This window comes from Isoptericola sp. NPDC058082 (assembly GCF_042885055.1).
In the GTDB taxonomy this organism is placed as follows: domain Bacteria; phylum Actinomycetota; class Actinomycetes; order Actinomycetales; family Cellulomonadaceae; genus Isoptericola.
In genome coordinates, this window is sequence record NZ_JBHVSQ010000003.1 from 80,757 (window position 1) to 106,183 (window position 25,427).

The window sequence follows — 25,427 nt, forward strand, 5'->3', positions numbered from 1 at the left end:
CCTCCCCCTCCCCCTCCCCCCCCCCCCCCCACCGCGGGGGTCAGGGGAGGGGCCGGATCAGGGCGCGGAGCCCGCCGCCGCGGCCTGCTCCGCCTGGGCGTTCGACTGGTCGAGCAGCTCCTGCATGCGCGGCTGCACCTCGGCGAGGTAGTCGGCCGCCTGCTGCTTGCCGTCGAGCACGGGCTGGATGCCGACCCAGAGCTCGTCGTACCACTCGGCGCCGTAGGTGAACGACGCGGGCATCTCGCGCCCGTAGTCCTCGGCGATGTCGAGGAACTCCTGGCGGTTCTTCGGCTTCAGCGAGTCGTCCTTCTCGACCTCGCCGGCCCACTCCTGCGCCGTGTCGATCCGGTTCGGGATCTGGATGCTGGCGTCGACGAGGGTCTGCTGCGCCGTCTCGTCCGTGGACAGGTAGGTGGCCAGCTTCACGGCGTCCTCGGGCAGCGCGGTCGTGGCGGAGACGCCGATGCCGAGCGAGCCGACCCAGGTGGCCGTCTCGCCGGTCTTGCCGACGGGCCAGGGCATGAGGTCGTACTCGAAGTCGAGGTCGTTGTAGACGCTCATGTCCCACGGGCCGACGGGGAAGAAGCCGATCTCCCCGGCCATGAAGCGCTGGTAGGTGTCGAGGGTCTGCGCCTGCTCGGGGTTCGGGGTGACGCCCTCCTCGGTGAGGTCGGCGATGAACTGGATGGCCTCGGCGAACTCGGGGGTGTCGACGGTGACCTGCGTGTGGTCCTCGTTGGTCCAGTCGCCGCCGTTGCTCCAGACGAAGGACTGCGAGTTCCACTGCACGTTGAGGCCGGTGCCCCACTGGTCGGTCTCGCCGTCGCCGTCCGTGTCCTGGGTGAGCTCCTTGCAGATCTCGAGCCACTCGTCCCAGGTGAGGGGCTCGTCGGGGTCCGGTCGCTCGACGCCGGCCTCCTTCAGCAGGTCGGCGTTGTAGCCGAACGCGAACGGGCCGATGTCCTTGGGCAGGCCGTACAGCTGGCCCTCGGAGGTGCCCTGGGTCGTGCCGTCGAAACGGTAGGAGTCGACGCCGTACGGCCAGATGTTGTCGAGGTCGACCCCCTGCTCGGCGACCTGGTCCGTGATGTCCATGAGGACGCCCGAGCCGACGTAGGACTGCAGGCTGGCCTGCTCGATGTAGAAGACGTCGGGCACCTTGTTGCCCGCGACGGCCGCCTGGAGCTTCTGGGCGTACTGGTCGGCCGAGGTGACGATCATCTTGACCTTCACGCCGGTGTCCTCGGTGAAGCGGTCGATGGCCTCCTGGTAGGCCTTCTTCTCGTCGTCGCCGCCGCGGAACATGAACGTGAGCGTGCCGTCGTCGGCGCCGCTCCCGCCGCCGGAGCCGCAGGCGGCGAGGGTGCTGGTGGCCACCAGCGCGGCGGCGATGCCGGCGATCAGGCGTGACTTCCTCATCACGGGGTCCTCTCGGGGAGATCCGGTCCGCTCCGGCGCGGCGTCGCCCCGATGCGGTTTACATCGATGAAGAGCCATCGACGGCGCCCAATCTGGCACGGCCTCACGGGCGCGGTCAAGTGGCCCAGGTCACGGCCCTGCAACGATGAAGAAGTCGCGGCGGATCAAGGAGCGCCGACGATCGTCGAGCCCAGGGCGATGTCGTCCGAGCCCCGGCGAGGTAGCGCGAGCTCCCACCAGGTAGTCCGCGATCCCGCGAGGTAGTCCGCGATCCCGCGAGGTAGTTCGGGTCACCGCGAGGTAGTTCGATCGGCCGCGAGGTAGTGCGAGCTCCCGCGAGGTAGCTCGGACGTGGGTGACATCGGAGACCTCTGTCGGCAGATCGACCACTACCTCGTCGGCTCCAGGACTACCTCGCGGTGACCCGAACTACCTCGCAGTGACCCGAACTACCTCGCCGAGGTTCGAGCTACCTCGCGGTGACTGCAGCTACCTCGCGGGCGCCCGGGTGCCTCGCCGGTCGGTCGGGGCGCGCGGCGTGCAGGTCTCGACCGGGGCGGAGGGCGCGCTGCTAGGATCGCGAGGGTCGCGACTGGCGTACAGGTGGATCACCACCGGGGAGCGACGCGCTGTGCAGACGACGGGTCGTTCGCCTGGGCCCGGTCGTCGTCCGACACGTCCGTCCGACACAGCTGGAGAACGCCAGATGAGCACTCCCGACCCCACGTTCAACGCGCCCCTCGCCGAGCTCGACCCCGAGATCGCCGCCGTCCTCGAGGGCGAGCTGACCCGTCAGCGCGACACCCTCGAGATGATCGCGAGCGAGAACTTCGTGCCGCGCGCCGTCCTGCAGGCGCAGGGCAGCGTCCTCACCAACAAGTACGCCGAGGGCTACCCGGGCCGCCGCTACTACGGCGGCTGCGAGCAGGTCGACATCGCGGAGAACCTCGCGATCGCCCGCGCCAAGGACCTGTTCGGCGCCGAGGCCGCCAACGTGCAGCCGCACTCCGGCGCGCAGGCCAACGCGGCCGTGCTGCACGCCCTCATCAACGCGGGCGACAAGATCCTCGGCCTCGAGCTGGCCCACGGCGGCCACCTCACGCACGGCATGAAGATCAACTTCTCCGGCAAGCTCTACGACGTCGGCGCCTACGGCGTGGACCCGCAGTCGTACCGGATCGAGATGGACGAGGTGCGCAAGCGCGCCCTCGAGCACCGCCCCGACGTCATCATCGCCGGCTGGTCGGCGTACCCGCGCCACCTCGACTTCGCCGCGTTCCGCGAGGTCGCGGACGAGGTCGGCGCCAAGCTGTGGGTCGACATGGCGCACTTCGCGGGCCTCGTCGCCGCGGGTCTGCACCCGAGCCCGGTGCCGCACGCCGACGTCGTGTCCTCCACGGTGCACAAGACCATCGGCGGCCCCCGCTCCGGCTTCATCCTCAGCAAGGAGGAGCACGCCAAGAAGATCAACTCGGCCGTGTTCCCGGGCCAGCAGGGCGGCCCGCTCATGCACGTGATCGCGGCCAAGGCCGTCGCGTTCAAGGTCGCGGGCACCGACGAGTTCAAGGACCGCCAGGAGCGCACGCTGCGCGGTGCCCAGATCATCGCCGAGCGCCTGTCGCAGGCGGACGTCGCGGAGCAGGGCGTCTCCGTCCTCACCGGCGGCACCGACGTGCACCTCGTGCTGGTCGACCTGCGCCACTCGTCGCTCGACGGCCAGCAGGCCGAGGACCTCCTGCACGACGCCGGCATCACCGTGAACCGCAACGCCGTGCCGTTCGACCCGCGCCCGCCGCGCGTCACCTCCGGCCTGCGCATCGGCACGCCGGCGCTCGCCACCCGCGGGTTCGGCGACGCCGAGTTCACCGAGGTCGCGGACATCATCGCGGTGGCCCTGCGCGACGGCGCGGCGGCCGACGTCGACGGCCTCGCGGCCCGCGTCGCGAAGCTGACGGCGGACTTCCCGCTCTACCCCGGGCTGCAGCAGTGACGGCCCGCCTGCTGCCGGGCAGGCCGGTCGCGGACGCGGTCTTCGCGGACCTCGCCCCGCGGATCGACGCGCTGGTCGCCGCGGGGCACCGCCCCGGCCTCGGCACGATCCTCGTCGGGGACGACTCGGCGAGCGCCGGGTACATCCGGATGAAGATGGACAAGGCGACCGAGCTCGGGTTCACCTCGCCGCACATCCACCTGCCGCAGGACGCCACCCAGGCGGACGTCCTGGCGGCGGTGCGGGAGATGAACGACGCCGACGACGTCGACTCCGTCCTCATCCAGAACCCGACGCCCCCGCAGATCGACTTCGACGCGGCCATGCTCGCGCTGGACCCGGACAAGGACGTCGACGGCCTGCACCCCGTGAACATGGGGCGCCTCGCGCTCGGGATGCCCGGCCCGGTGCCGGCGACGCCAGCGGGGATCGAGACGCTGCTGGCGCACTACGAGATCCCGGTCGCCGGTCGTGAGGTCTGCATCCTCGGCCGCGGCACGACGCTCGGGCGGCCCCTGGCCCTGCTGCTCTCGCAGAAGCGCCCGACGGCGAACGCGGCCGTCACCGTGGTCCACACCGGGGTGCCGGACTGGCCGGAGTACACCAGGCGGGCCGACATCGTGATCGCGGCCGCCGGCGTCCCGGGCATCCTGCAGCCCGAGCACCTGACGCCGGGCGTCACGGTGGTCGGTGGCGGGGTCCGGTACGAGGGCCGCAAGCTGCTGCCGGACGTGGACGAGTCGTGCGCCGAGGTCGCCGGGGCGATCACGCCCCGCGTCGGCGGCGTGGGCCCCACCACGATCGCCATGCTGTTCCGCAACGCGGTGGAAGCCGCGGAGCGCGCCGCGCGGCCGTAGGGCCGCCCGCCCTCGCGAGCATCGACCGGGCCCGTCGTCCCCTTGGGGGCGACGGGCCCGGTCGCGTCCGCCATGATGTGCGCATGGTCGCGAGAAGCCAGCGTGGGTGGTCGGGCGAGCCGGGCGAGCTCCTGAAGGTGGGGCCGGGGTTCCGGCTCGCGGACGTCGACCCGGATTCCAAGCCCGGGTACGACGGGAAGAAGAAGGACGGCGCCGCCGACCTGCTCGCCGGCGAGCAGGAGCTCGACGAGCTGCAGGAACGCCTGTACGCCCAGAGCCGTGAGGACCCGTCCGCGCCGGCCGTGCTGCTGGTGCTCCAGGCGATGGACTCCGCGGGCAAGGGCGGCATCGTCCGGCACGTCATCGGCGCCACCGACCCGCAGGGCGTCCACCTCGTGGCGTTCAAGAAGCCGACGCCGCAGGAGCTGGCCCACGACTTCCTGTGGCGCGTCGAGAAGGAGGTCCCCGAGGCCGGCTACATCGGGGTCTTCGACCGCTCGCACTACGAGGACGTGCTCATCGGGAAGGTGCGCGAGCTCGCGTCGCCGGACGAGATCGAGCGGCGGTACGGCGCGATCAACGCGTTCGAGTCCGAGCTGGTCGCGCGGGGCACGCGGATCGTCAAGGTCATGCTGCACATCTCGCCCGAGGAGCAGAAGGCGCGGCTCGGCGAGCGCCTGGATCGCCCCGACAAGCACTGGAAGTACAACCCGGGCGACGTCGACGAGCGCCTGGAGTGGCCCCGGTACATGGACGCGTTCCAGACCGTCTTCGAGCGCACCTCCACCGACCACGCGCCCTGGTACGTCGTCCCCGCGAACGCCAAGTGGTACGCCCGCCTGGCGGTCCAGGCGCTCCTCCTGGACGCGCTCGAGGACATCGACCCGCAGTGGCCCGCAGCCACGTTCGACGTCGAGAAGGAGAAGGCGCGCCTCGCGGCGTCGTGACCGTCAGGTCGTCGGCGCGGGGTGCTGCTCGGCCTCGTCGGGCAGGTTGGCGTCGAGCGGCTCGCGGTCCGTCTTGGTCCAGCTGCGCCGCCCGGCCAGCTCGCGGACCAGCGCCACGGTGACGACCGGCCACAGCAGCCAGGTGTAGAGCATGTACGGGACGAGCCCGAACACCGCCCGCAGGAGCGGGTGCCGCCCGGGCTCGGTCGTCATGAGCAGCGTGAGGAAGCTCGGCACCAGCGTGAGCGTCGCGAAGAACACGAGCGACGGCCACCAGCCGGAGACGAACGGGACGCCGCCGAACAGCCAGAACGCCAGCGAGAGCACCAGGCCGAGCCCCATGAGGAGCTGCAGCAGGGGCATGAGCAGGTACGCGACGTGGTCGAGCCGCGCGCCCAGCGACACGGGCGCGCGCAGCGCCCCGCGCAGCAGCGAGAACGCCTGCCAGTTGCCCTGCGCCCAGCGGACGCGCTGCGTGAACAGGCGGCGCAGGCGGGTCACGCCCTGCTGGTCCACGCTCGTCAGCACGGTCTGCCGGCCGAGCCAGCCGGCGCGGATCAGGCGCACCCCGATGTCCTGGTCCTCGGTGAGGCGGTCGCGCCACGGGCCCCGCGCGACGCCGGGCGGCAGGTTCTCCGTGACGACGATGTCGTCCAGCGCGGCGAGGCGCACGTACTGCCCGTTGCCGCCCATGTTCGCCGTCCCCCAGGCGGAGCGCCCGAGCTGGTAGACGTACGCCATCACCCCGAACTCCACGTCCTGGCCCCAGGTGAGGTAGTGCCGGCGGTTGTAGATGCGCACCAGCGCCTGCACGCCGCCCACCCGCTCGTCCGTGAACGCCCCGGCCAGCGCGCGCGGCGCGTCGGCCGGGATGCGCCCGTCGGCGTCGACGACCCCGACGACGACGCGCGTCGTCGGCCAGCCGGCGTAGCGGCCGGTGAGGACCTGGTCGTGGACGAACTCCCACGCGTCGTCGAGGCCGGCGGACTTGCCCACGCGGGCGTTCGGCAGCTCGCGGCGCAGCACCTTCAGCTCGGGCACCTCGGCGCGCAGCCGGGCGAGCACCTCGGGGGTGCCGTCGTCGGAACCGTCGTCGACGACGACGATCGCCTTGTGCGTGGCCTGCACGGCGACGAGGCGGCTGACGCTGTCGGCGATCGTCACCTCCTCGTTCAGCGCGGGGACCACGAAGACCCACAGGTACTCGTCCTCCCGCGCCCGCTCGACGGCGCGGCGCTGCCGGCGGCGCTCGAACCACGCGCGCACCACGAGCCACACGATCACCCCGACGGTGACGAGCGTGAGGGCGAGCAGGAACCACATGAGCACCTGCACGCCCACCGGCATGCCGCGGTAGGGGTCCCACCAGGGGGCGGTCGCGGCGACCGTCGCCGCCGCTGCGGCGCCGCTCACCCGGCCGCCCCGTCGGCCGGGGCACCGTAGGGGGCGACCGTCGACCGCGGGGCGATGACCACGCCCTCGAGGTCCGCCGGCACGCGGTCCACCGGCGTGGGCTCGCGCACGTATTCCGGCCCGTCGACGGCGTCGGTGCGGTGGAAGCCCGCCCACTCCAGCACCTGGGCGCGCACGAAGCCGGGCCCCGACGTCTGCGGCACGGGGGAGGCGAAGACCAGGTGCTCCAGGGCGTCGACGATGCGCTCCGCGGCGTGCCCGTCCCCGTACGGGTTGGGCTGCCGGGAGAACGCGGCGTGGGCGGCGGGGTCGGTGAGCACGCGGGTGGCGGCGGCGACGATCGTGTCGGCGTCGGTGCCCACCAGCTCGAGGGTGCCCGCCTCGACGCCCTCGGTGCGCTCCGTGGTGGTGCGGGCGACGAGCACGGGGACGCCGAGCGCCGGCGCCTCCTCCTGGATCCCGCCGGAGTCGGTGATCACCAGGGCCGACCGCGCCAGCAGGCGGGCGAAAGTGTGGTATTCCATGGGCGCCGTGAGGGTCACGGCGTCGACGGCGCCGAGCTCGTCGCGCACGGCCTGCGCGACCCGCGGGTTCGGGTGCACGGGCACCACGAACCGGACGTCCGGGTGGGCGTCGGCCAGCCGGTGCACCGCCCGCGCGATGCTCGCGATGCCGCCGCCCCAGTTCTCCCGCCGATGGGCGGTGACGGTGACGACGCGCGAGCTCCCGTCGTCCTCCAGCCAGGCCAGCTCGGGCCGTCCGTACGGCATCTCGCGCGCGGCGGCCCACCGCAGCGCGTCGATGCCGGTGTTGCCGGTGACGTACGTGCGGCCGATGTCGACGCCCTCGCGCACGAGGTTCTGCACGTTGCTCCGGGTGGGCGCCGCGTGGAAGGAGGCGATGCGTGCGACGAGCTGGCGGTTGAGCTCCTCGGGGAACGGCGAGAGCGTGGTCCCCGTGCGCAGGCCGGCCTCGACGTGGAGCACGGGGATGCGCAGGTGGAAGGCGGCGACCGCGGCCGCCGCGGCGCTGGAGGTGTCGCCGTGCACGATGCACGCCGCGGGGTAGTGGTCCTCGCGGACGCGCCCGCTGATCCGCTCGGGCGGAGGGCCGTACCGGCCGGAGACGAACTCGTCCAGCCCGGCGATCACCGACGACGAGAGCTGGTTCAGCGTCAGCCCCGGCCGGCCGACGCCGAGGTCGCCGGCGACCTCGCACCCGGCCTCCTGCAGCACGTAGTCCACGAGCTCCCGGTGCTGCCCGGTCGTCACGACGACCGGGCGCAGGCGCGGATGGTCCTGCAGGCGCTGGATCAGCGGGAACAGCTTGATCGCCTCCGGGCGGGTGCCCAGCACGACCAGGATCTCGGGGCTGACGGGAAGCGGCATCTCTCTACCTTCGTCGAGCGGGGTGCGGGTGCGGCGCGCTCGCACCGATGAGTGACGGTCCGTCCGGCGGTCGGAAGGGTGCACGCACCGGCCGTGAGGGACGGTGCCCGTCAGGAGGGAGCGGCCATGGTGACCGCACGCACGCACCTGTGGTTCGGGAACAACCGCGCGCACGAGGCGGCGGCCTTCTACGCCGAGCACATCCCGGGGTCGTCGGTGGAGTCGGTGCTCACGTCGCCCGAGGGGGTGCCGGGGGCGGAGGCCGGTGAACCGTTCGTCGTCGAGTTCACGGTAGCGGGGCTTCCTGTGACGGGCCTGAACGCCGGCCCGGAGTTCCGGCTGAACGAGGCGTTCAGCTTCTACCTGCGGGTGGACTCGCAGGACGAGGTGGACCGGTACTGGGAGGTGCTCACGTCGGACGGCGGCGAGCCCGGGCCCTGCGGCTGGTGCAAGGACAAGTTCGGCATCTCGTGGCAGGTGATCCCGAAGCAGCTCGAGGAGCTGTCCGGCGACTACACGACGGAGGCGAACCTGCGCACCATGAACGCGATGCTGAAGATGGGCAAGATCGACGTCGCCGGGCTGGAGGCCGCCTACCGCGGGGAGTGACGCACCCGACGCCGGCGCGGCCGTGGGGTGTCGGCGTCCTGTGGTGGGATGTCTGGCGTGCTGACCGTCGCCACCGCCAACGTCAACGGCATCCGTGCCGCCTTCCGTCGCAACATGGACGCCTGGATCGCCGCCCGCACCCCCGACGTGCTGCTGCTGCAGGAGGTGCGGGCCCCCGACGAGCTGGTCCACGAGTACCTCGAGGGCTGGCACGTCGCCCACCTGCCCAGCGACCTCAAGGGACGCGCGGGCGTGGCCGTCGCGTCGCGCCTGCCGCTGCGCGCCGTCCGGACGGGCCTCGCCGCCCACGGCCCGGACGGCGAGCCCGAGCCGCCCGTGGACACCGGCCGCTGGGTCGAGGCCGACGTCGAGCTGCCGGGCGGCGGCCTGCTCACCGTCGTCTCCGCGTACCTCCACTCCGGCTCCAACGCCCCGGGCCAGGAGCACACCATGGCGGCCAAGTACGCCCACCTCGAGAAGGTCACCACGCGCCTGGCCGAGCTCGCCGCCGCCGAGCACCCCGCCGTCGTGGCGGGAGACCTCAACGTCGCCCACCGGAACGAGGACATCGCGAACTGGAAGGGCAACCTCAAGAGCGCCGGCTTCCTGCCGCAGGAGCGGGCCTACGTGGACCGCTGGCTGGACGAGCTCGGCTGGGCCGACCTCGGCCGCGCGCACGGGGGCGAGGGCCCCGGCCCCTACACCTGGTGGTCCTGGCGCGGGCAGTCGTACGTCAACGACCGCGGCTGGCGCATCGACTACCAGCTCGCCAACGCCGCGCTCGCGTCGCGCGCCGTCAAGGTCGAGGTCGACCGCGCCCCCACCTACGAGGAGCGCTGGTCCGACCACGCCGCCGTCGTCGCGACCTACGACCTGTAGCCCGCCGCCCGCCGTGGCGCGGTGAGCACGATCCTGGCCCTGTTCTGCCACCAGAACAGGGCCAGGATCATGCTCACCGCGGTCGGTGCTACAGGTCAGCGGTGGCCGCGCGGGAACATCGCCCGCTGGACGGCGTCGTGCACGTCGGTGTTGAGCTGCGGCCCGGACAGCCGCTCGGCGCCGGGCCCCTGCGCGGTGATCGGGGTGGCCTCGCCCGTGTGCCCGCCGGTGGTCCAGTCGACGGTGAACTCGAGGTCGGTGCCCGGGACCGGGAAGGGGCCGTCCTCCGCCGTCGCGCCCTCGCCCGACTCGTCCTCCGGGTCGACGTTCTCGATCGCGAGCCCGCCCGTGGCGTGGTCGCCGACGACGAGCACCAGCGTGTCCCGGTGCTTCTTCTGGAAGTCGAGGGCGAGGGCGACGGTCTCGTCGAGCGACCGGCCGGCCTCGACGGTGCGCGTCGCGTTGCTCTGGTGCGCGAACTCGTCGATCGCCTCCTCCTCGAGGAAGAGGAAGAAGCCGTCGCGGTCGCGCTGCAGCACCTCGAGGGCCTTGGCGGCCATGTCGACCAGCGGCACCTCGGGGGCGTAGACGTCCCCCTCGCCCTCGTTCGCCTGCTGGAACATCTCCTCGTTCGCGAACAGCCCGAGCAGCCTCCGGCCGTCGGCGTCCGCGAGCCCCTCGGCGTCGCTCACGTACGTGTACCCGAGCTCCTGGGCCCGCTCGACGAGATTGCCCTCCGTGCCCTTGCTCTGCTCCTCCGGGTCCTCCGGGGGGTTGTCGGGCCACGCGCCGGGCTCGCCCTCCGGGTACCAGAAGTCCTCGCCCCCGCCCAGCAGGACGTCCGGCCGGGACTCCTCCAGGTACTGCCGCGCGATCTCGCTCTGGTCGTACCGGTCGGTGACGTGCGCGCCGAACGCGGCCGGGCTCGCGTCGGTGACCTGCGCCGTCGAGACGAGGCCGGTGGCCTTGCCGGCGCGCTTCGCGTCCTCGAGCAGGGTGGGGACGGGTTTGCCGTCGGCGTCGACGCCGACGGCCCCGTTGAACGTCCGGACGCCCGTGGCGAACGCCGTCGCACCGGCGGCGGAGTCGGTCACGGCCTCCTCGGGGTCGGCGGAGTCCGTCGCGGTCCAGCCGGCCTCGTCCAGGGTGTCCATCACGAGGTGGCCGTCCTTGCCCACGGTCGCGAGGCGGATCAGCTCCCGGGCCGCCAGGCCCATGCCGTCGCCCTGGAGCACGATGACGTTCCGTGCCCGGTCCCTGTCATGCCGTGCGTCGTGTCGTGTGTCGTGCCCGCCGTACCCGCGGTCGTCGTCACCGCCGGCCGTCGCGCCGACTGCCGTCCCCGCGGCGACCATCGCCGTGAGCGCCGCCGCTCCGACGCGGCGCATCGTGGTGCGTGCTGCCATCGCTCCTCCTCGAACGATCGGGCCGGCGGCGCTGCTGCCGCCGGGCCCTCGCACCGTAGGCAGGTGCCCGCGTCACCGGCATCTGGGAGGAGACGTCGCAGGTCGCGGTCGGGCAGCCCGGTCAGGCGGTCCGGCCCGCCGGGGCGGACGGCGGGGCGAGGAGGAAGCCCGGGGCCCGCAGCCCGGCGTCCGCGAACGCCTTGTCGACGCCGTCGGCGACCTGCTCGACCTCGTCGGCCCGGACGAGCGCGATCGCCGAGCCGCCGAACCCGCCGCCGGTCATGCGGGCGCCCAGCGCGCCGGCGGCCAGCGCGGCGTCGACGACCAGGTCCAGCTCGCGGGCCGAGACCTCGTAGTCGTCCCGCAGCGAGGCGTGGGACGCGACCATCAGCGGGCCGACCTCGTCCGTCCGGCCTGCCGCGACCAGGTCGCGGAACTGCGCCGTGCGCGCGATCTCCGTGACCACGTGCTGCACGCGGCGGCGCAGCACGCCGTCCGGGTCCTGCGGCGCGAGCGCGGCGAGCGTCTCGTCCAGGCGGGCCGGGTCCACCTCGCGCAGCGTCTCCACGCCGAGGAGGCCCGCCGCGCGCTCGCACGTGGCGCGCCGCTCGGCGTACTGGCCGTCGACGAGGGCGTGCTCCGCCCGGGTGTCGACGACGAGCAGCGTGAGGCCGGCGGCCGCCAGGTCGAACGGCACCGGCGTGCCGGACTCCAGCGGGGACAGCCCGGGCCGCGAGTCGACGAGCAGCGCGTGACCCGCGGTGGCGCGCAGCGACGCGGCCTGGTCCATGCCGCCCGTCGGGGCGCCGGCGATCTCGTTCTCCGCGCGCACGCAGGCCGTGACGAGGGCCGCGCGGCCGGCGTCGTCCCCCGCGAGCCCGAGGCCGCCCGTCTCGTCGAGGGCCACGGCGACGGCGCACTCCAGCGCGGCCGAGGACGACAGCCCCGCGCCGAACGGCACGCACGAGTCGACGACGGCTTCGAAGCCGCGCACCTCGTGCCCGTCCTGCGCGAGCGCCCACGCGACGCCCGCGACGTACGCGCCCCAGCCCGTCACCGCGCCCGGCGCGACGTCGGCCAGTCGCGCCGACCAGACCTCGCCCGGCGCCTGCGCGGACCCGAGGCGCACGACGTCGTCGTCCCGGTGGCGCAGCGCGACGTACGTACGGTGCGGCAGCGCGGTCGGCAGCGCGAGGCCGCCGTTGTAGTCGGTGTGCTCCCCGATGAGGTTGACCCGGCCGGGGGCGGACCAGACGCCGTCGGGTGCTCCGCCGTCGGCGAAGACCCGGGCGAACAGGTCGCGGACGCGGCGCGCCCCCTCGTCGTCGGACCAGGACTCGAGCCACTCGGGCGTGCTCATGGCGGGACAGCTCCTTCGCGGGCGGGACGGCAGGTGCGGGCGCCGGCGCGGCGCCCGGGGGAGGGTATCGCGGGTCAGCCCTGGACGGGGCTGAGGTTCAGCCGCATGCCGGCGAGGCCGCGCGAGCGGCCGGCCAGGGAGCGGGCGACGTCGCGCAGCACGCGCGCCCCGGCGGAGTCCGGGTCGCTGAGCACCACCGGCGTGCCGTCGTCGCCCGCGGCGCGCACCGCGACGTCGAGCGGCACCTGCCCCAGCAGCGGCACCGGCGTGCCCAGCGTGGCGCCCAGCCGGTCCGCGACGCGCTGCCCGCCGCCGGACCCGAACACCTCGAGCCGTGACCCGTCCGGCTGCTCCAGCCACGACATGTTCTCCACCACGCCGACGACGCCCTGCGACGTCTGCGTGGCGATCGAGCCGGCACGCTCCGCGACCTCCGCCGCGGCGGCCTGCGGCGTCGTCACGACGACGATCTCGCTGCCGGGCAGCAGCTGCGCCACCGAGATCGCGATGTCGCCGGTGCCGGGCGGCAGGTCGAGCAGCAGCACGTCGAGGTCGCCCCAGAACACGTCCGCGAGAAACTGCTCCAGCGCGCGGTGCAGCATCGGCCCGCGCCACACCACCGGCTGCCCCGCGGGCACGAACATGCCGATCGACACGACCTTCACGCCGTGCTCGATCGGGGGCAGCAGCATCGAGTCGACGCGGGTGGGCTGGCGGTCGACGCCCAGCATGCGGGGGATGGAGAAGCCGTAGATGTCCGCGTCCACGACGCCGACGCTCAGCCCGTCGGCCGCCATCGCGGCGGCGAGGTTCGCCGTGACGCTCGACTTGCCCACGCCGCCCTTGCCGGACGCGACCGCGTACACCTTGGTCAGGGAGCCGGGCTGCGCGAAGGGGATCACCGGGTCGCCCGCACCGCCGCGCAGCTGCGAGCGCAGCGACTGGCGCTGCTCCGGGGTCATGACGCCGAGCTGCACGTCCACGCCCGTCACGCCGTCGAGCGCCTCGACGGCGGCGGTGACGTCGCGCACCAGGGTGCCCTTCATGGGGCAGCCGGCCACCGTGAGGTCCACCCCCACGGTCACGTGGCCGCCGTCGTGCACGTCCACCGAGCGCACCATGCCCAGGTCCGTGATGGGCCGGCGGATCTCCGGGTCGACCACCGACGTCAGGGCGGTGCGGACGCGGTCGGTCAGCGGTGCGGAGCCGTCGGGGGAGCCGGAGGTCATGCCTCGATCCTAGGTGCGGCGGGCGGTGACGCCGGTGCGTCGTGGGTCACGGCCCGACAGCGCCGTCGTCACCCGGAGCGCCAGCGCACCGACGTCGACCGGGCGGGTCGTGTCCTGCCGCACCACCGGGCCGAGGGCGAGCGGCGCGGCCGCGGCGGACCAGGCCGCCCACTCGGCGGTCAGGTCGCGACGGTCGGCGTGCACGGGGTGGCGGCCCGTGCGGGCCTCGTAGCGCGCGCGGGCGACGTCGGGCGGTACGTCGCACCACACCTCGACGACGGCGTCCGCGCCCGCGGTCGCGAGCCCGCGCAGCACGTGGTCCAGGTCGCGGGGCCGGAACCACCACGACTCGACGACGACGCGCGGCAGCGCCGCCGCGGCCAGGCGCCACACCGCCTCCATGGCCGCCGCCCCGACGGCGGGCGCCCCGACCAGGGACGGGGCGCCCGGCCCGACGGCGTCGGCCAGGGCCTCCTTGACGGCGTCCTTCCCCAGCCACGGCGCACCGAGACGCGCGGCGAGCGGGCGCGCCAGCGTCGTCTTGCCCGCCCCGGGCAGCCCGTTGACCAGCACCACCTGCCGCGCCACGCCGTCGCCTCCTCCGGCAGTCGACCAAATCCCGCGAGCGGGAGGATACCGGGCAGCGCGACGGCACGGCGTCGCGCGGTCCGAGGTGCCCGGGGCTACGTTGACGTGCATGGACGCCTTGGCCTCCCTGGCACGAGACTCGGCCCTGCTCGTGGCGGCCGTGCGTGCCGCGCCCGCCGACGCCGAGGTGCCGGCCTGCCCGGGCTGGACGGCCCGCGACCTGGCCTTCCACGTCGCGTCGGTGCAGGCGTTCTGGGCGTCCGTGGTGGGCCGCGAGCCGGGTGCCGGCCTGCCGGGCGCCGACGTCGTCCCGCTCGAGCGGCCCACGGACGCCGCCGCCCTCGTGGGGCTGGTGCACGACGCCACGGCGCACCTCGTCGCCGCGCTCGCGGGCCGTGACCCGCGCGAGCCGTGCTGGTCCTGGCACCCGGACGGCCACACGGTCGGGTGGGTGGCACGGCGCCAGCAGCACGAGGCGCTCGTCCACCGCGTCGACGCCGAGCAGGCGGCCGGCGGCCGGGTCACGCCGCTCGACCCCGACGTCGCGGCGGACGGCGTCGACGAGGTGCTCGACGTCCTGCTCGGCGGGCACCCGGCCTGGACGGCGTTCACCCCGGCGGGCGGCACCGTCGCCGTCGTCGTGGACGCCCACGGCGAGGCGCCGCATCGCTGGGACGTCGAGCTCGGGCGGGTGCGAGGGACCGGGCCGGAGTCCGGCCGGGAGTACGACGTGCCCGCCGGGCGGCTGGTCCCGCCCGACGGCGAGCCTGACGCCGTCGTCGCCGGCGCCGCCGCGGACCTCGACCTGTGGCTGTGGGGCCGCGGTGGGTCCGGGGGGCTGCGCGTCACCGGCGACGCCGGGGCCGTGGACGCGCTGCGCGCCGCCGCCGTCGACGCCATGCAGTGACGGGCGCGGAGCCCGGGGAGCGTCGCCGCCCCGTCAGGACGAGGCGTCCCGGCTGCGCTCGGACTCCTTCTCGTCCAGCTCCTCGAGCAGGTTCCGGATCTCCGAGCGGACGAAGTCGCGCGTCGCGACCTCGCCCAGCGCGATCCGCAGCGCCGCCATCTCGCGAGCCAGGTACTCCGTGTCGGCGAGGTTGCGCTCCGCCCGCTGCCGGTCCTGCTCGGCGGTGACGCGGTCGCGGTCGTCCTGCCGGTTCTGCGCGAGCAGGATGAGCGGCGCGGCGTAGCTCGCCTGCAGCGACAGCATGAGCGTGAGCGCCGTGAAGCCGTTCGACGCGCTGTCGAACCGCAGCGACTCCGGGCCCCAGGAGTTCCACGCCAGCCACACCGCGCAGAACACGGTGAGGTAGATGAGGAAGCGCGGCGTGCCGAGGAACCGGGCGATGCCCTCCGTGGCGCGGCCCACCGCGTCCTGGTCCATCTGCGGCCGCGGGATGAGGGTGCGCCGGGCCTCCTTCGGCTGGTCCAGGCGGTCAGCCACGCGGCACCTCCTGGAGGTTCTCGTCGATGTGCTCGCGCCAGTCGTCCGGGAGGATGTGGTCGAGCACGTCGTCCACGGAGACCGCGCCCAGCAGCCGCTTCTCGGTGTCGAGGACGGGCAGCGCGAGCAGGTCGTAGGCCGCCAGCAGGCGGGTCACCCGGCCCACCGGGGCGTCCGGCGTCAGCCACTCCGTGTCCGTGTCGAGCACCGACCCCACGGACGCGTGCGGGGGCTCGCGCAGCAGCCGCTGGAAGTGCGCGACGCCGAGGAACCGGCCCGTGGGCGTCTCCAGCGGCGGCCGCACCACGAACACCATCGACGCCAGCGCCGGCGGCAGGTCCTGCTTGCGGATCTGCGCCAGCGCGGTCGCGATCGACGTCTCCGGGCCGAGGATCACCGGCTCGGTGGTCATGAGGCCGCCCGCCGTGTCCTCGTCGTAGGACAGCAGCCGACGCACGTCCTTCGCCTCCTCCGGCTCCATGAGCTCCAGGAGGCGGGCCGCCTGCTCGTCGGGCAGCTCGTTGAGCAGGTCGGCGGCGTCGTCGGGCTGCATGGCCTCGAGGACGTCGGCCGCTCGTCCCGAGTCCAGGCGGGACACGATGGCGACCTGGTCGTCCTCCGGCAGCTCCTCGAGCACGTCCGCCAGCCGCTCGTCGTCGAGCGCGCTCGCCACCTCGAGGCGGCGGGTGTCGCCGAGCTCGTGCAGCACGTCCGCGAGGTCCGCCGGGCGCAGGTCCTCGTACGCCTCCAGCAGCTTCGTGGCCCCCTGCTCCTGGGTGGAACCGGCGAGCCCCGTGACCGCGTCCACCGGCACGACGAGCGTCTCCCCGCGCCGGCGTAGCGACAGCCCGCGGGAGGGCTGCTTGCGGCGCACGAAGAGCTGGTCCACCAACCAGTCGCCCGTGCGCTGCCGCGTGATCGACAGGTCCTCGACGGTGGCCTCGCCGGAGCCGTCGGCGAAGCGGACCGTGCGGTCCAGCAGCTCGCCCAGCACCAGCGACTCCATCGCCCGCTGCTCGAACCGGCGCATGTTGAGCAGGCCCGTCGAGATCACCTGGCCCGCGTCGATCGCGGTGACCCGCGTCAGCGGGAGGAAGACGCGCCGACGTCCTGGGACCTCGACGACCAGCCCCACCGCGCGGGGCGCGCCCTTGGCGCGGATCAGCACGACGGCGTCGCGCACGCGCCCCACCTCGTCACCGATCGGGTCGAAGACCTGGGTGCCGGCGAGCCGTGCCACGAAGACCCTGGTTGCCGCGCTCACGTCGGTCAGCCTACGCGGGGCGGGCCCGTCGGTCCTGGTAGCGGGCGTGCGGCGAGGGTGGTGTGGTGGTGCAGGGGCCACGACTGGGCCAGACTGGGCGAATGAGCTTCAGCCGCCCGAACGCCGTGCCCCGCGTCCCGACCCTCCCGGCGGGGGACGAGGTCGCCGCGTACGACACGTACCTCGAGGCCCAGCAGGCCGTCGACTACCTGTCGGACCACAAGTTCGCCGTCGAGCACGTGACCATCGTCGGCACCGACCTGCGCATGGTCGAGCGGGTCACCGGGCGCCTCTCGTACGGCCGGGTGGCGCTCGCGGGCGCCCTGTCGGGTGCGTGGTTCGGCTTCTTCGTCGGCCTGCTGCTGAGCCTGTTCGGCGGCACCGGCATGGGCGGCGTGCTGCTCGTCGGCATCGGCCTCGGTGCGGGCTTCGGGCTGCTCTTCTCCGTGCTCTCGTACGCGCTGACCGGCGGGCGCCGCGACTTCACGTCGTCGTCGCAGATCGTCGCGTCGACCTACGCGATCCTCTGCGCGGCGGAGCAGGCCGGCGAGGCGCGGTCCATGCTCCGGGAGTCCCCCGGCGGGCTGGGCAAGGCCCGGCACGGTGCGACCGCTGCGACCACGACCCCGACCCCGCCGGTCGGCGCGCCCGCCGCCGGCACCCCCGCCGCCCCCGCGGCCCCTGCCGCGCCGCGCACTCCCGACCCGCGCTGGACCACTCCCAGCGGCGCCCCGCGGTACGGCGCCATGCGACCGGAGGAGCCGGCCCCGGCGCCGCAGCCCCCGGCCCCGCCGACGGAGCCGCACGCTCCGGAGCAGCAGGGCCAGCCGCCGTCGGGTGCCGAAGGCGCTGAGCCGAAGTCGCCGGAGCAGGACGACCCCTACCGCCCGCCCCGGCCCTGATCTCTTCGGCACCGGGTGGATCTGTTCGGTACCTCGACGTGCCGAACTGATCCAGCCAGTGCCGAGCTGATAGGTCAGTCAGGGCGGCGGAGGCAACAGCGGATGCGTGCGGAGCTTCCGCCGCAGAGCTCCTGGGAACCTCGCGGCCAGCGCGTTCGCCACCTCACCCAGTCGGGCGTTCCCGACCGCGGTCACCCGGACCGGGTTGACACCGGTGGCGCGGATGGCGTCGAACCGTGCCTTCTCCTGGAGCAGCTCCCGCGCGGCGTCGTGGCCGGGCCGGACACCGCCGTCGCGGTACTTGGCCAGGCCGTCGAACTCCGCGTACACGGACCAGTCCGGCCAGCCGAGGTCGCAGTGGAAGACGCCGCGTGACGTGGTGATCGGCGCCTGGGTGACCGGCCGAGGCAGCCCGGAGCGCAGTGCGACATACCGGAGCCAGGTCTCCCACGCGGAGTCGCTGCCTCCGTCTGCGTGATCCAGCACCCACGCCGCCCGCCGGGTGCCGTTGCGCCGGCGCGCGACGGCGGTCACGGCGCGAGACTCCTCCGGGTCGAGCCCTCGTGCCAGGGCGTCGTCCGCGAGGACGAGTGCTTCGAGCGGGTGCATCGAGCGTGCGCAGTCCGCCACGGTGCGGGCCAGGGTGGTGACCGGCAGCCCGTCCCGGACCTCGCGCTGCTCGGGCGGCAGGACCATGAGGTGTCGCCGCAGGTCCTCGGCGGCGCGCCCCGATCGCCGGTAGTCCTGGACCACGTGCGTGGTGGCCGGCGGACGCCACAGACGCAGGCCGTGGAGCATCGCCGCCGTCTCGTGGCTGAACACGTGATCGGCGTCGAGCTGCCGGTGGGCCGCCCGGGCGACCGCCTCGGCGCGTCGTCGCGCCGTGCGGGACCGGTGCTCGTCCCGGGGCTCCTCGCGAAGGCGGTACGCGCCGCGGCGCAGCCGTTCGAGCTCGCCCTCCTGCCTCGCCCGGTCGAGCACATGCCTCTGCAGCTCGCCGGCGAGGACGACCTGGTCGTCATGAACCATGCCGACGAGGGTGCCGGATCGGACCAGGTCCGGACGTCCGCCTGTGGACAAGGTCGGTGGGTCCGGGTTCAGTTCGGCAACGGGTGGATCACTTCGGCATGGTCACGTACCGAACTGATCTACCCGTTGCCGAACAGACAGGGCGGGGTCAGCCGCGCAGGCGGGCCATCCAGGCCTCGACGTCCTCGGGACGGCGGGGGAGCGCGGCCGACAGGTTCTCGTTGCCGTCGGCGGTGACCAGGACGTCGTCCTCGATCCGCGCGCCGATGCCGCGGTACTCCTCGGGCACGGCGAGGTCGTCGGCCTTGAAGTACAGGCCGGGCTCGATGGTGAACACCATGCCGGGCTCGAGCACGCCGTCCAGGTAGAGCTCGCGGCGCGCCTGCGCGCAGTCGTGCACGTCCAGGCCGAGGTGGTGGCTGGTGCCGTGCACCATCCAGCGGCGGTGCTGCTGGCCCTCGGGGGAGAGGGACACCTCGGCGGTGACACCGTCGGGCAGCAGTCCCCACTCCTCGAGGCGGGCGGCGATGACCTCCATCGCGGCGGCGTGGATCTCCCGGAACTTCGTCCCCGGCTTGGCGACGGCGAACGCGGCGTCGGCGGCGTCGAGCACGGCGGTGTAGATGCGGCGCTGCACGTCGGTGAACTCGCCGTCGACGGGCAGGGTGCGCGTGATGTCCGCGGTGTAGAGGGAGTCGACCTCGACGCCGGCGTCCAGCAGCACGAGCTCGCCGGAGCGGACCACGCCGTCGTTGGTGATCCAGTGCAGCGTGGTGGCGTGCTCGCCGGCCGCGGCGATGGTCTCGTAGCCGACGGTGTTGCCCTCGAGCCGGGCGTGCGCGTCGAACGTCGTCTCGATGACGCGCTCGCCGCGGCGGTGCGCGACGGCCTTCGGCAGCACCGGCACGACCTGCTCGAAGCCCTCGATGGTGCGGGCCACGGCCTCGCGCAGGTGCTCCAGCTCGAGGGCGTCCTTCACCAGGCGGATCTCGGACGCCGCCTCGACGAGGGACTCGTCGTCCGCCTCCGCCTCGACGCCGGCCTCCTCGCGGATGGCCTCGACGAGCGTCTCGACGTTCTCGTCCGCGCCGGTCACGACCAGCACGCGCACGCCGTCCGCGCCGACGTCCTTGGCGAGCGCGTCGCGCAGCTCGTCGACGTGGCGGGCCTCGACGCCGGTGAGCGTCGTGACGTCGTCGAGCGACGGCCGCGCGCCCACCCAGAACTCGCCGTAGCGCGAGTCGGCGTAGAACTCCTCGGTGTCGCGCGCGGCGAGCGGACGGACGTACAGGACCGCGTGGTGGTGCGTGCCGTTGCCGTTGCCGTCCGGGTCGCCCTCGCCGTCGGCCACGGGGTGCAGCACGAGCACCGCGTCGGGCTCCTGGTCGGTGCCCAGGCCGGTGAGGTGCGCGAACGCGGAGTGCGGGCGGAACCGGTAGTCGGTGTCGTTGGAGCGCACCTTGAGCGGGCCGGCGGGCACCACGAGCCGGGCGCCCGGGAAGCGGGCCGACAGCTTGGCGCGGCGCTCCGCCGTGTAGGGCACGGCCTCGCCGGGCTCGACGCCGAGGTCGGCGCGCTCGCCCCACTGCGAGGTGATGAACGACTTGAACGCCTCCGAGACGGGGCGCTGGGAACGGTTGCTGCCGCGGTCCTCGGTGCTCGCAGGGGCGGCGGGCGCGGTCTCGTCGACGGGGGTGGTGTCGGTCATGCTTCCCAGTGTCCCACCCGCAGGGAGGGCCTGGGACGGCCGTCGGCGGCGGCGCTCGTCACGCGCGCGCGAAGTCGTGCAGCGCCCGCGTGAGCACGCGGTTGAAGGCGTCCGGGGCGTCGGAGTTGACGTCGTGGCCGGCGTCCGGGACGACGACGAGCGCCCCTCGCTCGGCGGCCGCCACGTGCCGCGACTCCTCGAGCCGCATCCGGTCGCGCGCGCCGTTGACGAACCACACGGGCACGCGCAGGGCGCGCGTGCTGGCCACCGACGAGCGGCCCGCGAGGTGGGTGAGCGCGTCGGTGACGATGTCCCAGCCGGGCCGCGGGGCGGCGTCGCCCAGGAGGCCCGCGACCTCGAGACCGCCGGCGGGCGACCGGCCGCCCGCGAGCGCGGTGCGCCAGGCGCGGGCGGCGTCGCGCGCCCCGCGGCGCACCGCCGTCGTGCCGGTGACGGCGAGGTGCGCGACGTCCCGGAACAGGGCGACGGGCTTGCCCTTGGGGTCGGAGCTGCAGCCCGCGGCGACGACGCCGGACAGAGGGGTGGAGGTGGCGACGGTGGCGTGGTGCGCCGCCCACGCGAGGGAGGTGTACCCGCCGAGCGACAGCCCCACGACGACGACCGGCCGGCCGGCGCCGAACGACCCGGCCGCCTCGTCGAGCACGTCGAACGCCCGCGGCATGGAGAACCGCTCCCGGTGGCGCGCGCCGTGGGCGGGCAGGTCGACGGCGACGGCGTCGTGCCCGGCGTCGCGCACGTGCTCGACCTGCCGTTCCCAGATCGCCGACGACGTGCGCATGCCGTGCACGAAGACGATCCCGGCCCGCTGCGGTGCGGGGTCGGTGCCGGGCTCGGAGGGCAGGGCGGAGGCCGGGGCGGGAGGCAGGGCGACGTCGGCGCTGGGGAGGTTCATCGCGAACGATGGTGCCCTGCCGGTCGGGGCGTGTCGGGGGCGACGGCGGCGGGCGGGGTGGAGAGGTTGTGCCGAGATCTTCACGGGCGCGGTCGGCGGGAGTGTCCGACGTCGCACCGCGGGGACGCCGTTTCGCGCGTGCGGGCGCGCAGGGCTCCCTAGAATCGGTGATCGTGACGCCGCCCCGGATCGACCTCCACACGCACTCGCGGGCCTCCGACGGCACGGACTCCCCGCGCGGCGTGCTCGAGGCGGCGGCCGGGGCCGGGCTGGACGTGGTCGCCCTCACCGACCACGACACGACCGCGGGCTGGGCCGAGGCCTCCGACGCCGTCGCGACGACCGGGGTCGCGCTGGTGCGGGGCACCGAGATCTCCACGCGCGTCACGACCGAGGGCGGCAGCATCAGCGTGCACCTGCTGTCCTACCTGCACGACCCCGACGACGCCGTCCTGCGCGCCGAGTGCGACCGCACCCGCGACGACCGCCTCACGCGGGCCCGGCGCATGACCGAGCGCCTCGCGGAGGACTTCCCGCTGACGTGGGACGACGTCGTCGCGCAGACGGGCGACGACGCGACGGTCGGCCGCCCGCACCTCGCGGACGCGCTGGTCGCGGCGGGCGTCGTGGCGTCGCGGGACGAGGCGTTCGCGACGATGCTGCACCCCGGCGCCCGGTACTACGTGCCGCACTACGCCCCGGACACCGACGCCGCCGTGCGCGCGGTGCTGGGTGCGGGCGGGGTGCCCGTGATGGCGCACCCGGGCGCGGGGGCGCGCGGTCGCACCGTGAGCGAGGAGACGATCGCGGCGCTCGCCGCCGCCGGTCTCGCCGGGCTCGAGGTGGACCACCGCGACCACGACGCCGCCACCCGCGACCGGCTGCGCGGCCTGGCAGGGGAGCTGGGGCTGCTCGTCACGGGCTCCAGCGACTACCACGGCACCGGGAAGCTCAACCGCATCGGGGAGCGCACGACCGCTCCCGAGGTGCTCGCCCAGATCGAGGAAAGAGGTCTGCTGGACGTGATCCGCCCGTGAGCGCGGTGCTCGACACCGCGCTGTTCACCGAGGTGTTCGTCACCCTGTTCGTCATCATGGACCCGCCCGGCACGGTGCCCGTGTTCCTGGGGCTGACGTCGGCGATGGGGGCCAAGCAGCGCAACCGCGCCGCGCGCCAGGCGATCCTCGTCGCGTTCGGCGTCATCGTGGTCTTCGCGCTGTTCGGCCAGCAGGTGCTGCACTACATGGGCATCACGCTGCCGGCGCTCCAGGCCTCCGGCGGGCTGCTGCTGCTCCTCATCGCGATGGAGCTGCTCACCGGCAAGATGGAGGAGCCCTCGCCGTCGGGCAACAAGGGCGTCAACGTGGCGCTCGTGCCGCTGGGCACACCGCTGCTGGCGGGGCCGGGCGCGATCGTCGCCACGATGGTGTTCGTCCAGCAGACCCGGGTGTCGGACTCCGGCGGAGCGCCGCAGCTGATCGCCATCGCGGTGGCGATCGTGCTGGTGCACGTGTGCCTGTACCTGTCGATGCGGTTCGCGAACGTCATCCACCGGGTGCTGCGGGAGTCGGGAGTCACGCTGGTGACCCGGATCGCGGGCCTGCTGCTCGCGGCGATCGCGGTGCAGCAGATCGCCACGGCGGTCACCGAGTTCGTCAAGATGGCGCAGTAGCGCCCGGAAGCCGGCCGCGGTCGAGGCCCCCGGGATCGCAAACATGGGATGTTAGGGTCTTTCGGTGCCCGAGTCCGTCCAGCCCCCGGCCATGCCCATGACGTCGCCGATCTCCCCGCCCCGCAAGGTCTCCGAGCTCGTCGTCGAGCACCTGACCGACCTCGTCGAGCGGGGGGAGTGGCCCGTCGGGTCCCGTATCCCCGCCGAGCCCGAGCTCGTCGCCGGGCTCGGCGTCGGCCGCAACACGGTCCGCGAGGCCGTGCGCGCCCTCGAGCACGCGGGGATCCTCGAGCCGCGGCGCGGCGACGGCACCTACGTGCGCGCCGCCAGCGGCCTGGACGCCGCCATCAGGCGCCGGGCACGCACCTCCGACGCGCTGCAGGTGCTCGAGGTGCGCTCCGTCCTCGAGCGCGGGGCCGCGCGCGCCGCCGCCGGCCGGCACGACGACGGCGCCCTCGCCGCGCTGCGGGGCGCGCTGGCCGCCCAGGAGGCCGCCGCCCGCGAGGGCGGCGAGGACGACTTCCGGGCCGCCGACGTCGCGTTCCACGCCGAGCTGGTGCGGTCCGCCGGCAACGCCCTGCTCGCCGAGCTCTACGACGGCATCGACCACGTGCTCGTCCGCACCCTCGCCACCGACGCCCACGGCCGCCACCACCGCGACGTGCCCGGCCACCGCGAGGTCGTCGCCGCCGTCGCCGCCGGTGACCCCGACGCCGCGGAGCGCGCCGTCGAGGCCACGATGGCGGCCGTCCGCGCCCACCTCGTCGACCAGGCCGCCGGCGCCGCGACGGGGTCGACGTCCGGCACGACGACGGAGGTGGACGCGTGAGCCTGCGTCGCCCGCTCGGGGCGGGGGCCGTCCTCGCCATCGTCCTCGCCGCGCTCAACCTGCGCCCCGGCGTGGTCGCCGTCTCACCGCTGCTGGGCGAGATCCTCGCCGAGGAGGGGCTGAGCGCCACCGCGGGCGGCGTCCTCACGACGCTGCCCGTCCTGTGCTTCGGGATCCTCGCCCCCGTGGCGCCCGGGCTGGCCCGCCGGGTCGGCCTGGAGCGCGCGCTGTTCGGCAGCCTCGTGCTGCTGTGCCTCGGCTTCGCCCTGCGGCTCGTGCCCGGGATCGCGCCGCTGCTGGTCGGCACGCTCGCCGTCGGCTCCGCGATCGGGCTCGGCAACGTGCTGCTGCCCGCCCTCATCAAGCGCGACTTCGCCGACCGGGTCGGGCTCATGACCGGGCTGTACTCGATGGCCCTGTCCGGCGGCGCCGCGCTCGCCGCGGGCCTCACCGTGCCGATCGCGACGGCCACCGGCATGGACTGGCGCGCCACCCTCGCGTCGTGGGGGCTGCTCGCCGTGCTCGGCGCGGTCGTCTGGGCGCCGCGCGCGCTCCGCTCGGCCGGCCCCGTCGGCACGCTGCGGCCGCCGGGCGCCACGCCCGCCGACGCCGTGCGGTCGGTGTGGCGCAGCCCGCTGGCCTGGGCGGTCACCGTGCTCATGGGCACGCAGTCGCTGTCGTTCTACGCGGTGAACGCGTGGCTGCCGGAGATCTTCGTCGCCTCCGGGCGGAGCATCGCGGTGGGCGGGTGGATGCTGGCGCTGACCAACCTGCTCGGCATCGTGGGCTCGTTCGTCACGCCCGTGCTCGCGGGTCGCCTGCGGCGGCAGCGCGCGCTCGGCGTGGTCATCGTCGCGCTCATCCTGACCGGCCTGCTGGGGCTCCTCCTCGCCCCGGGCGCCGCCGTGCTGTGGGTGGTGCTGCTCGGCCTCGGCCAGGGCGGCGGCATCAGCCTGGCGCTGACCCTCATGGCCCTGCGCACCGAGAACGCGGCGCGCACGTCCGAGCTGTCGGGCATGGCGCAGAGCGCGGGCTACGTGCTCGCCGCCTGCGGTCCGCTCGGGCTCGGCGTCGCCCACGACGCCACCGGCTCCTGGACGGCGCCGCTGGTGCTCCTCGTCGTGGCGTCCCTGGTGCAGGGCGTCGCGGCGTGGTTCGCCGGGCGGGACGAGATCGTCCGCTGACCGCCCGTGCTCAGAGGCCGACGGGCTCGAGCGTGACGCGCACCGTCGCGCCGGGCTCGAGGCCCTCGGCCACGCGCACCGCCTTCTTCATCGGCAGCACGTAGCCCTGCTGCTCGTCGCTGGGGAACACCGACGTCGACCACGTCGTCGTGCCGACGGTCACGGTGACCTTGATCGACCCGAACCCGCGCGGCGGCAGCGGCAGCTCGGCGAGCGTGTCCGACTCCTCGGGCGGCACGGTGACGAACCACCACGAGTCCGTGCGCACCTGCCACTGCCACAGCGGGGCCGAGAACGTCAGACGCATCCCCGCACGGTACGTCGTGCCCCGGACACGCATCGAGCGTGGGGGGGGGGGGGGGCGCCAAGAGAGAAGGGGAGGAGAGGAAAGGAA

At 74.4% G+C, this 25,427-nt stretch carries 24 protein-coding genes and 1 riboswitch; of the genes, 11 read left to right on the plus strand and 13 right to left on the minus strand.

The genetic code is table 11. The features are described from left to right. Positions 1 to 57 precede the first annotated feature (57 nt). A complete protein-coding gene (locus ACFVS0_RS05355) occupies positions 58 to 1,422 on the minus strand; it encodes an ABC transporter substrate-binding protein (RefSeq protein ID WP_430587371.1) in 1,365 nt (454 codons plus the stop codon). A 578-nt stretch (positions 1,423 to 2,000) separates the two neighbouring features. Then, a riboswitch (ZMP/ZTP riboswitch) is annotated at positions 2,001 to 2,088 on the plus strand. 40 nt (positions 2,089 to 2,128) lie between these two features. Between ACFVS0_RS05355 and glyA the strand changes: the two genes are divergently transcribed. The 3 genes from glyA (at position 2,129) to ACFVS0_RS05370 (ending at position 5,216) form a co-directional block, all read left to right on the plus strand. Next, positions 2,129 to 3,412: a serine hydroxymethyltransferase gene (gene glyA / locus ACFVS0_RS05360; protein ID WP_430549523.1), complete on the plus strand. Its 1,284-nt coding sequence runs from the start codon at positions 2,129 to 2,131 to the stop codon at positions 3,410 to 3,412. After that, positions 3,409 to 4,269, plus strand: coding sequence for a bifunctional 5,10-methylenetetrahydrofolate dehydrogenase/5,10-methenyltetrahydrofolate cyclohydrolase (locus ACFVS0_RS05365; protein WP_430586666.1), 861 nt, complete (start codon positions 3,409 to 3,411; stop codon positions 4,267 to 4,269). The genes glyA and ACFVS0_RS05365 overlap by 4 nt, the downstream gene beginning before the upstream one ends. Positions 4,270 to 4,352: 83 nt before the next feature. Further along, positions 4,353 to 5,216 carry a polyphosphate kinase 2 family protein gene (locus ACFVS0_RS05370; RefSeq protein WP_430549525.1) on the plus strand — a complete coding sequence of 288 codons (864 nt, stop codon included), beginning with the start codon at positions 4,353 to 4,355 and terminating at the stop codon, positions 5,214 to 5,216. Positions 5,217 to 5,219: 3 nt separating this feature from the next. Here the strand turns inward: ACFVS0_RS05370 and ACFVS0_RS05375 are convergent, their stop codons facing one another. After that, positions 5,220 to 6,629 carry a glycosyltransferase family 2 protein gene (locus ACFVS0_RS05375; RefSeq protein WP_430587372.1) on the minus strand — a complete coding sequence of 470 codons (1,410 nt, stop codon included), beginning with the start codon at positions 6,627 to 6,629 and terminating at the stop codon, positions 5,220 to 5,222. Next, on the minus strand, positions 6,626 to 8,017 hold the full coding sequence (gene wecB, locus ACFVS0_RS05380; RefSeq protein ID WP_430587373.1) for a non-hydrolyzing UDP-N-acetylglucosamine 2-epimerase: 1,392 nt from the start codon (positions 8,015 to 8,017) through the stop codon (positions 6,626 to 6,628). The genes ACFVS0_RS05375 and wecB overlap by 4 nt, the downstream gene beginning before the upstream one ends. A gap of 126 nt (positions 8,018 to 8,143) precedes the next feature. On the opposite strand from wecB, the gene ACFVS0_RS05385 reads away from it, so the two are divergent. Further along, on the plus strand, positions 8,144 to 8,626 hold the full coding sequence (locus ACFVS0_RS05385) for a VOC family protein (protein WP_430549528.1): 483 nt from the start codon (positions 8,144 to 8,146) through the stop codon (positions 8,624 to 8,626). A gap of 57 nt (positions 8,627 to 8,683) precedes the next feature. Continuing rightward, positions 8,684 to 9,505 carry an exodeoxyribonuclease III gene (locus tag ACFVS0_RS05390; RefSeq protein WP_430587374.1) on the plus strand — a complete coding sequence of 274 codons (822 nt, stop codon included), beginning with the start codon at positions 8,684 to 8,686 and terminating at the stop codon, positions 9,503 to 9,505. 95 nt (positions 9,506 to 9,600) lie between these two features. Here ACFVS0_RS05390 and ACFVS0_RS05395 read toward each other — a convergent pair whose 3' ends face one another. The 4 genes from ACFVS0_RS05395 to ACFVS0_RS05410 all read right to left on the minus strand — a co-directional run bounded on the left by ACFVS0_RS05395 (position 9,601) and on the right by ACFVS0_RS05410 (position 14,088). Further along, positions 9,601 to 10,911 carry an alkaline phosphatase gene (locus ACFVS0_RS05395; protein WP_430587375.1) on the minus strand — a complete coding sequence of 437 codons (1,311 nt, stop codon included), beginning with the start codon at positions 10,909 to 10,911 and terminating at the stop codon, positions 9,601 to 9,603. A gap of 121 nt (positions 10,912 to 11,032) precedes the next feature. Continuing rightward, positions 11,033 to 12,271, minus strand: a complete 1,239-nt coding sequence (gene galK, locus ACFVS0_RS05400) for a galactokinase (RefSeq protein WP_430587376.1) — start codon at positions 12,269 to 12,271, stop codon at positions 11,033 to 11,035. 74 nt (positions 12,272 to 12,345) lie between these two features. Next, positions 12,346 to 13,500 (minus strand): P-loop NTPase, encoded by a 1,155-nt coding sequence (locus ACFVS0_RS05405; protein ID WP_430549532.1) that lies wholly within the window; start codon positions 13,498 to 13,500, stop codon positions 12,346 to 12,348. 9 nt (positions 13,501 to 13,509) lie between these two features. Continuing rightward, on the minus strand, positions 13,510 to 14,088 hold the full coding sequence (locus tag ACFVS0_RS05410; RefSeq protein WP_430587377.1) for an AAA family ATPase: 579 nt from the start codon (positions 14,086 to 14,088) through the stop codon (positions 13,510 to 13,512). Positions 14,089 to 14,197: 109 nt separating this feature from the next. On the opposite strand from ACFVS0_RS05410, the gene ACFVS0_RS05415 reads away from it, so the two are divergent. Continuing rightward, entirely contained in the window at positions 14,198 to 14,995 is a 798-nt protein-coding gene (locus tag ACFVS0_RS05415; protein ID WP_430587378.1) for a maleylpyruvate isomerase N-terminal domain-containing protein, read from the plus strand. Between the two features lie 33 nt (positions 14,996 to 15,028). On the opposite strand, the gene ACFVS0_RS05420 is transcribed toward ACFVS0_RS05415, so the two are convergent. Both ACFVS0_RS05420 and ACFVS0_RS05425 read right to left on the minus strand, forming a co-directional pair. Continuing rightward, positions 15,029 to 15,532: a DUF1003 domain-containing protein gene (locus ACFVS0_RS05420; RefSeq protein WP_430564189.1), complete on the minus strand. Its 504-nt coding sequence runs from the start codon at positions 15,530 to 15,532 to the stop codon at positions 15,029 to 15,031. Next, positions 15,525 to 16,796: a magnesium transporter MgtE N-terminal domain-containing protein gene (locus tag ACFVS0_RS05425; RefSeq protein ID WP_430549536.1), complete on the minus strand. Its 1,272-nt coding sequence runs from the start codon at positions 16,794 to 16,796 to the stop codon at positions 15,525 to 15,527. The genes ACFVS0_RS05420 and ACFVS0_RS05425 overlap by 8 nt, the downstream gene beginning before the upstream one ends. A 101-nt stretch (positions 16,797 to 16,897) precedes the next feature. Between ACFVS0_RS05425 and ACFVS0_RS05430 the strand changes: the two genes are divergently transcribed. Continuing rightward, complete coding sequence (locus tag ACFVS0_RS05430; protein ID WP_430587379.1) at positions 16,898 to 17,698, plus strand: general stress protein; 801 nt, start codon at positions 16,898 to 16,900, stop codon at positions 17,696 to 17,698. Positions 17,699 to 17,776: 78 nt separating this feature from the next. Here the strand turns inward: ACFVS0_RS05430 and ACFVS0_RS05435 are convergent, their stop codons facing one another. The 3 genes from ACFVS0_RS05435 to ACFVS0_RS05445 all read right to left on the minus strand — a co-directional run bounded on the left by ACFVS0_RS05435 (position 17,777) and on the right by ACFVS0_RS05445 (position 21,348). Continuing rightward, positions 17,777 to 18,727 carry a hypothetical protein gene (locus ACFVS0_RS05435; protein WP_430587380.1) on the minus strand — a complete coding sequence of 317 codons (951 nt, stop codon included), beginning with the start codon at positions 18,725 to 18,727 and terminating at the stop codon, positions 17,777 to 17,779. 148 nt (positions 18,728 to 18,875) lie between these two features. Next, the gene (locus tag ACFVS0_RS05440) at positions 18,876 to 20,435 is read right to left on the minus strand and encodes an aminopeptidase P family protein (protein ID WP_430564192.1); all 1,560 of its coding nucleotides are present in this window, start codon (positions 20,433 to 20,435) and stop codon (positions 18,876 to 18,878) included. 58 nt (positions 20,436 to 20,493) lie between these two features. Beyond that, entirely contained in the window at positions 20,494 to 21,348 is an 855-nt protein-coding gene (locus ACFVS0_RS05445) for an alpha/beta fold hydrolase (RefSeq protein ID WP_430587381.1), read from the minus strand. Positions 21,349 to 21,521: 173 nt separating this feature from the next. On the opposite strand from ACFVS0_RS05445, the gene ACFVS0_RS05450 reads away from it, so the two are divergent. The 4 genes from ACFVS0_RS05450 to ACFVS0_RS05465 all read left to right on the plus strand — a co-directional run bounded on the left by ACFVS0_RS05450 (position 21,522) and on the right by ACFVS0_RS05465 (position 25,033). After that, entirely contained in the window at positions 21,522 to 22,385 is an 864-nt protein-coding gene (locus ACFVS0_RS05450) for a PHP domain-containing protein (protein ID WP_430549541.1), read from the plus strand. Further along, complete coding sequence (locus ACFVS0_RS05455) at positions 22,382 to 23,020, plus strand: MarC family protein (RefSeq protein WP_430549542.1); 639 nt, start codon at positions 22,382 to 22,384, stop codon at positions 23,018 to 23,020. The genes ACFVS0_RS05450 and ACFVS0_RS05455 overlap by 4 nt, the downstream gene beginning before the upstream one ends. Positions 23,021 to 23,084: 64 nt before the next feature. Continuing rightward, positions 23,085 to 23,849 (plus strand): FadR/GntR family transcriptional regulator, encoded by a 765-nt coding sequence (locus tag ACFVS0_RS05460; RefSeq protein ID WP_430586652.1) that lies wholly within the window; start codon positions 23,085 to 23,087, stop codon positions 23,847 to 23,849. Continuing rightward, positions 23,846 to 25,033: a CynX/NimT family MFS transporter gene (locus ACFVS0_RS05465; RefSeq protein ID WP_430587382.1), complete on the plus strand. Its 1,188-nt coding sequence runs from the start codon at positions 23,846 to 23,848 to the stop codon at positions 25,031 to 25,033. The genes ACFVS0_RS05460 and ACFVS0_RS05465 overlap by 4 nt, the downstream gene beginning before the upstream one ends. A gap of 10 nt (positions 25,034 to 25,043) precedes the next feature. Here ACFVS0_RS05465 and ACFVS0_RS05470 read toward each other — a convergent pair whose 3' ends face one another. Then, positions 25,044 to 25,340, minus strand: coding sequence for a DUF1905 domain-containing protein (locus ACFVS0_RS05470; protein ID WP_430549545.1), 297 nt, complete (start codon positions 25,338 to 25,340; stop codon positions 25,044 to 25,046). Between the last annotated feature and the right edge of the window lie 87 nt (positions 25,341 to 25,427).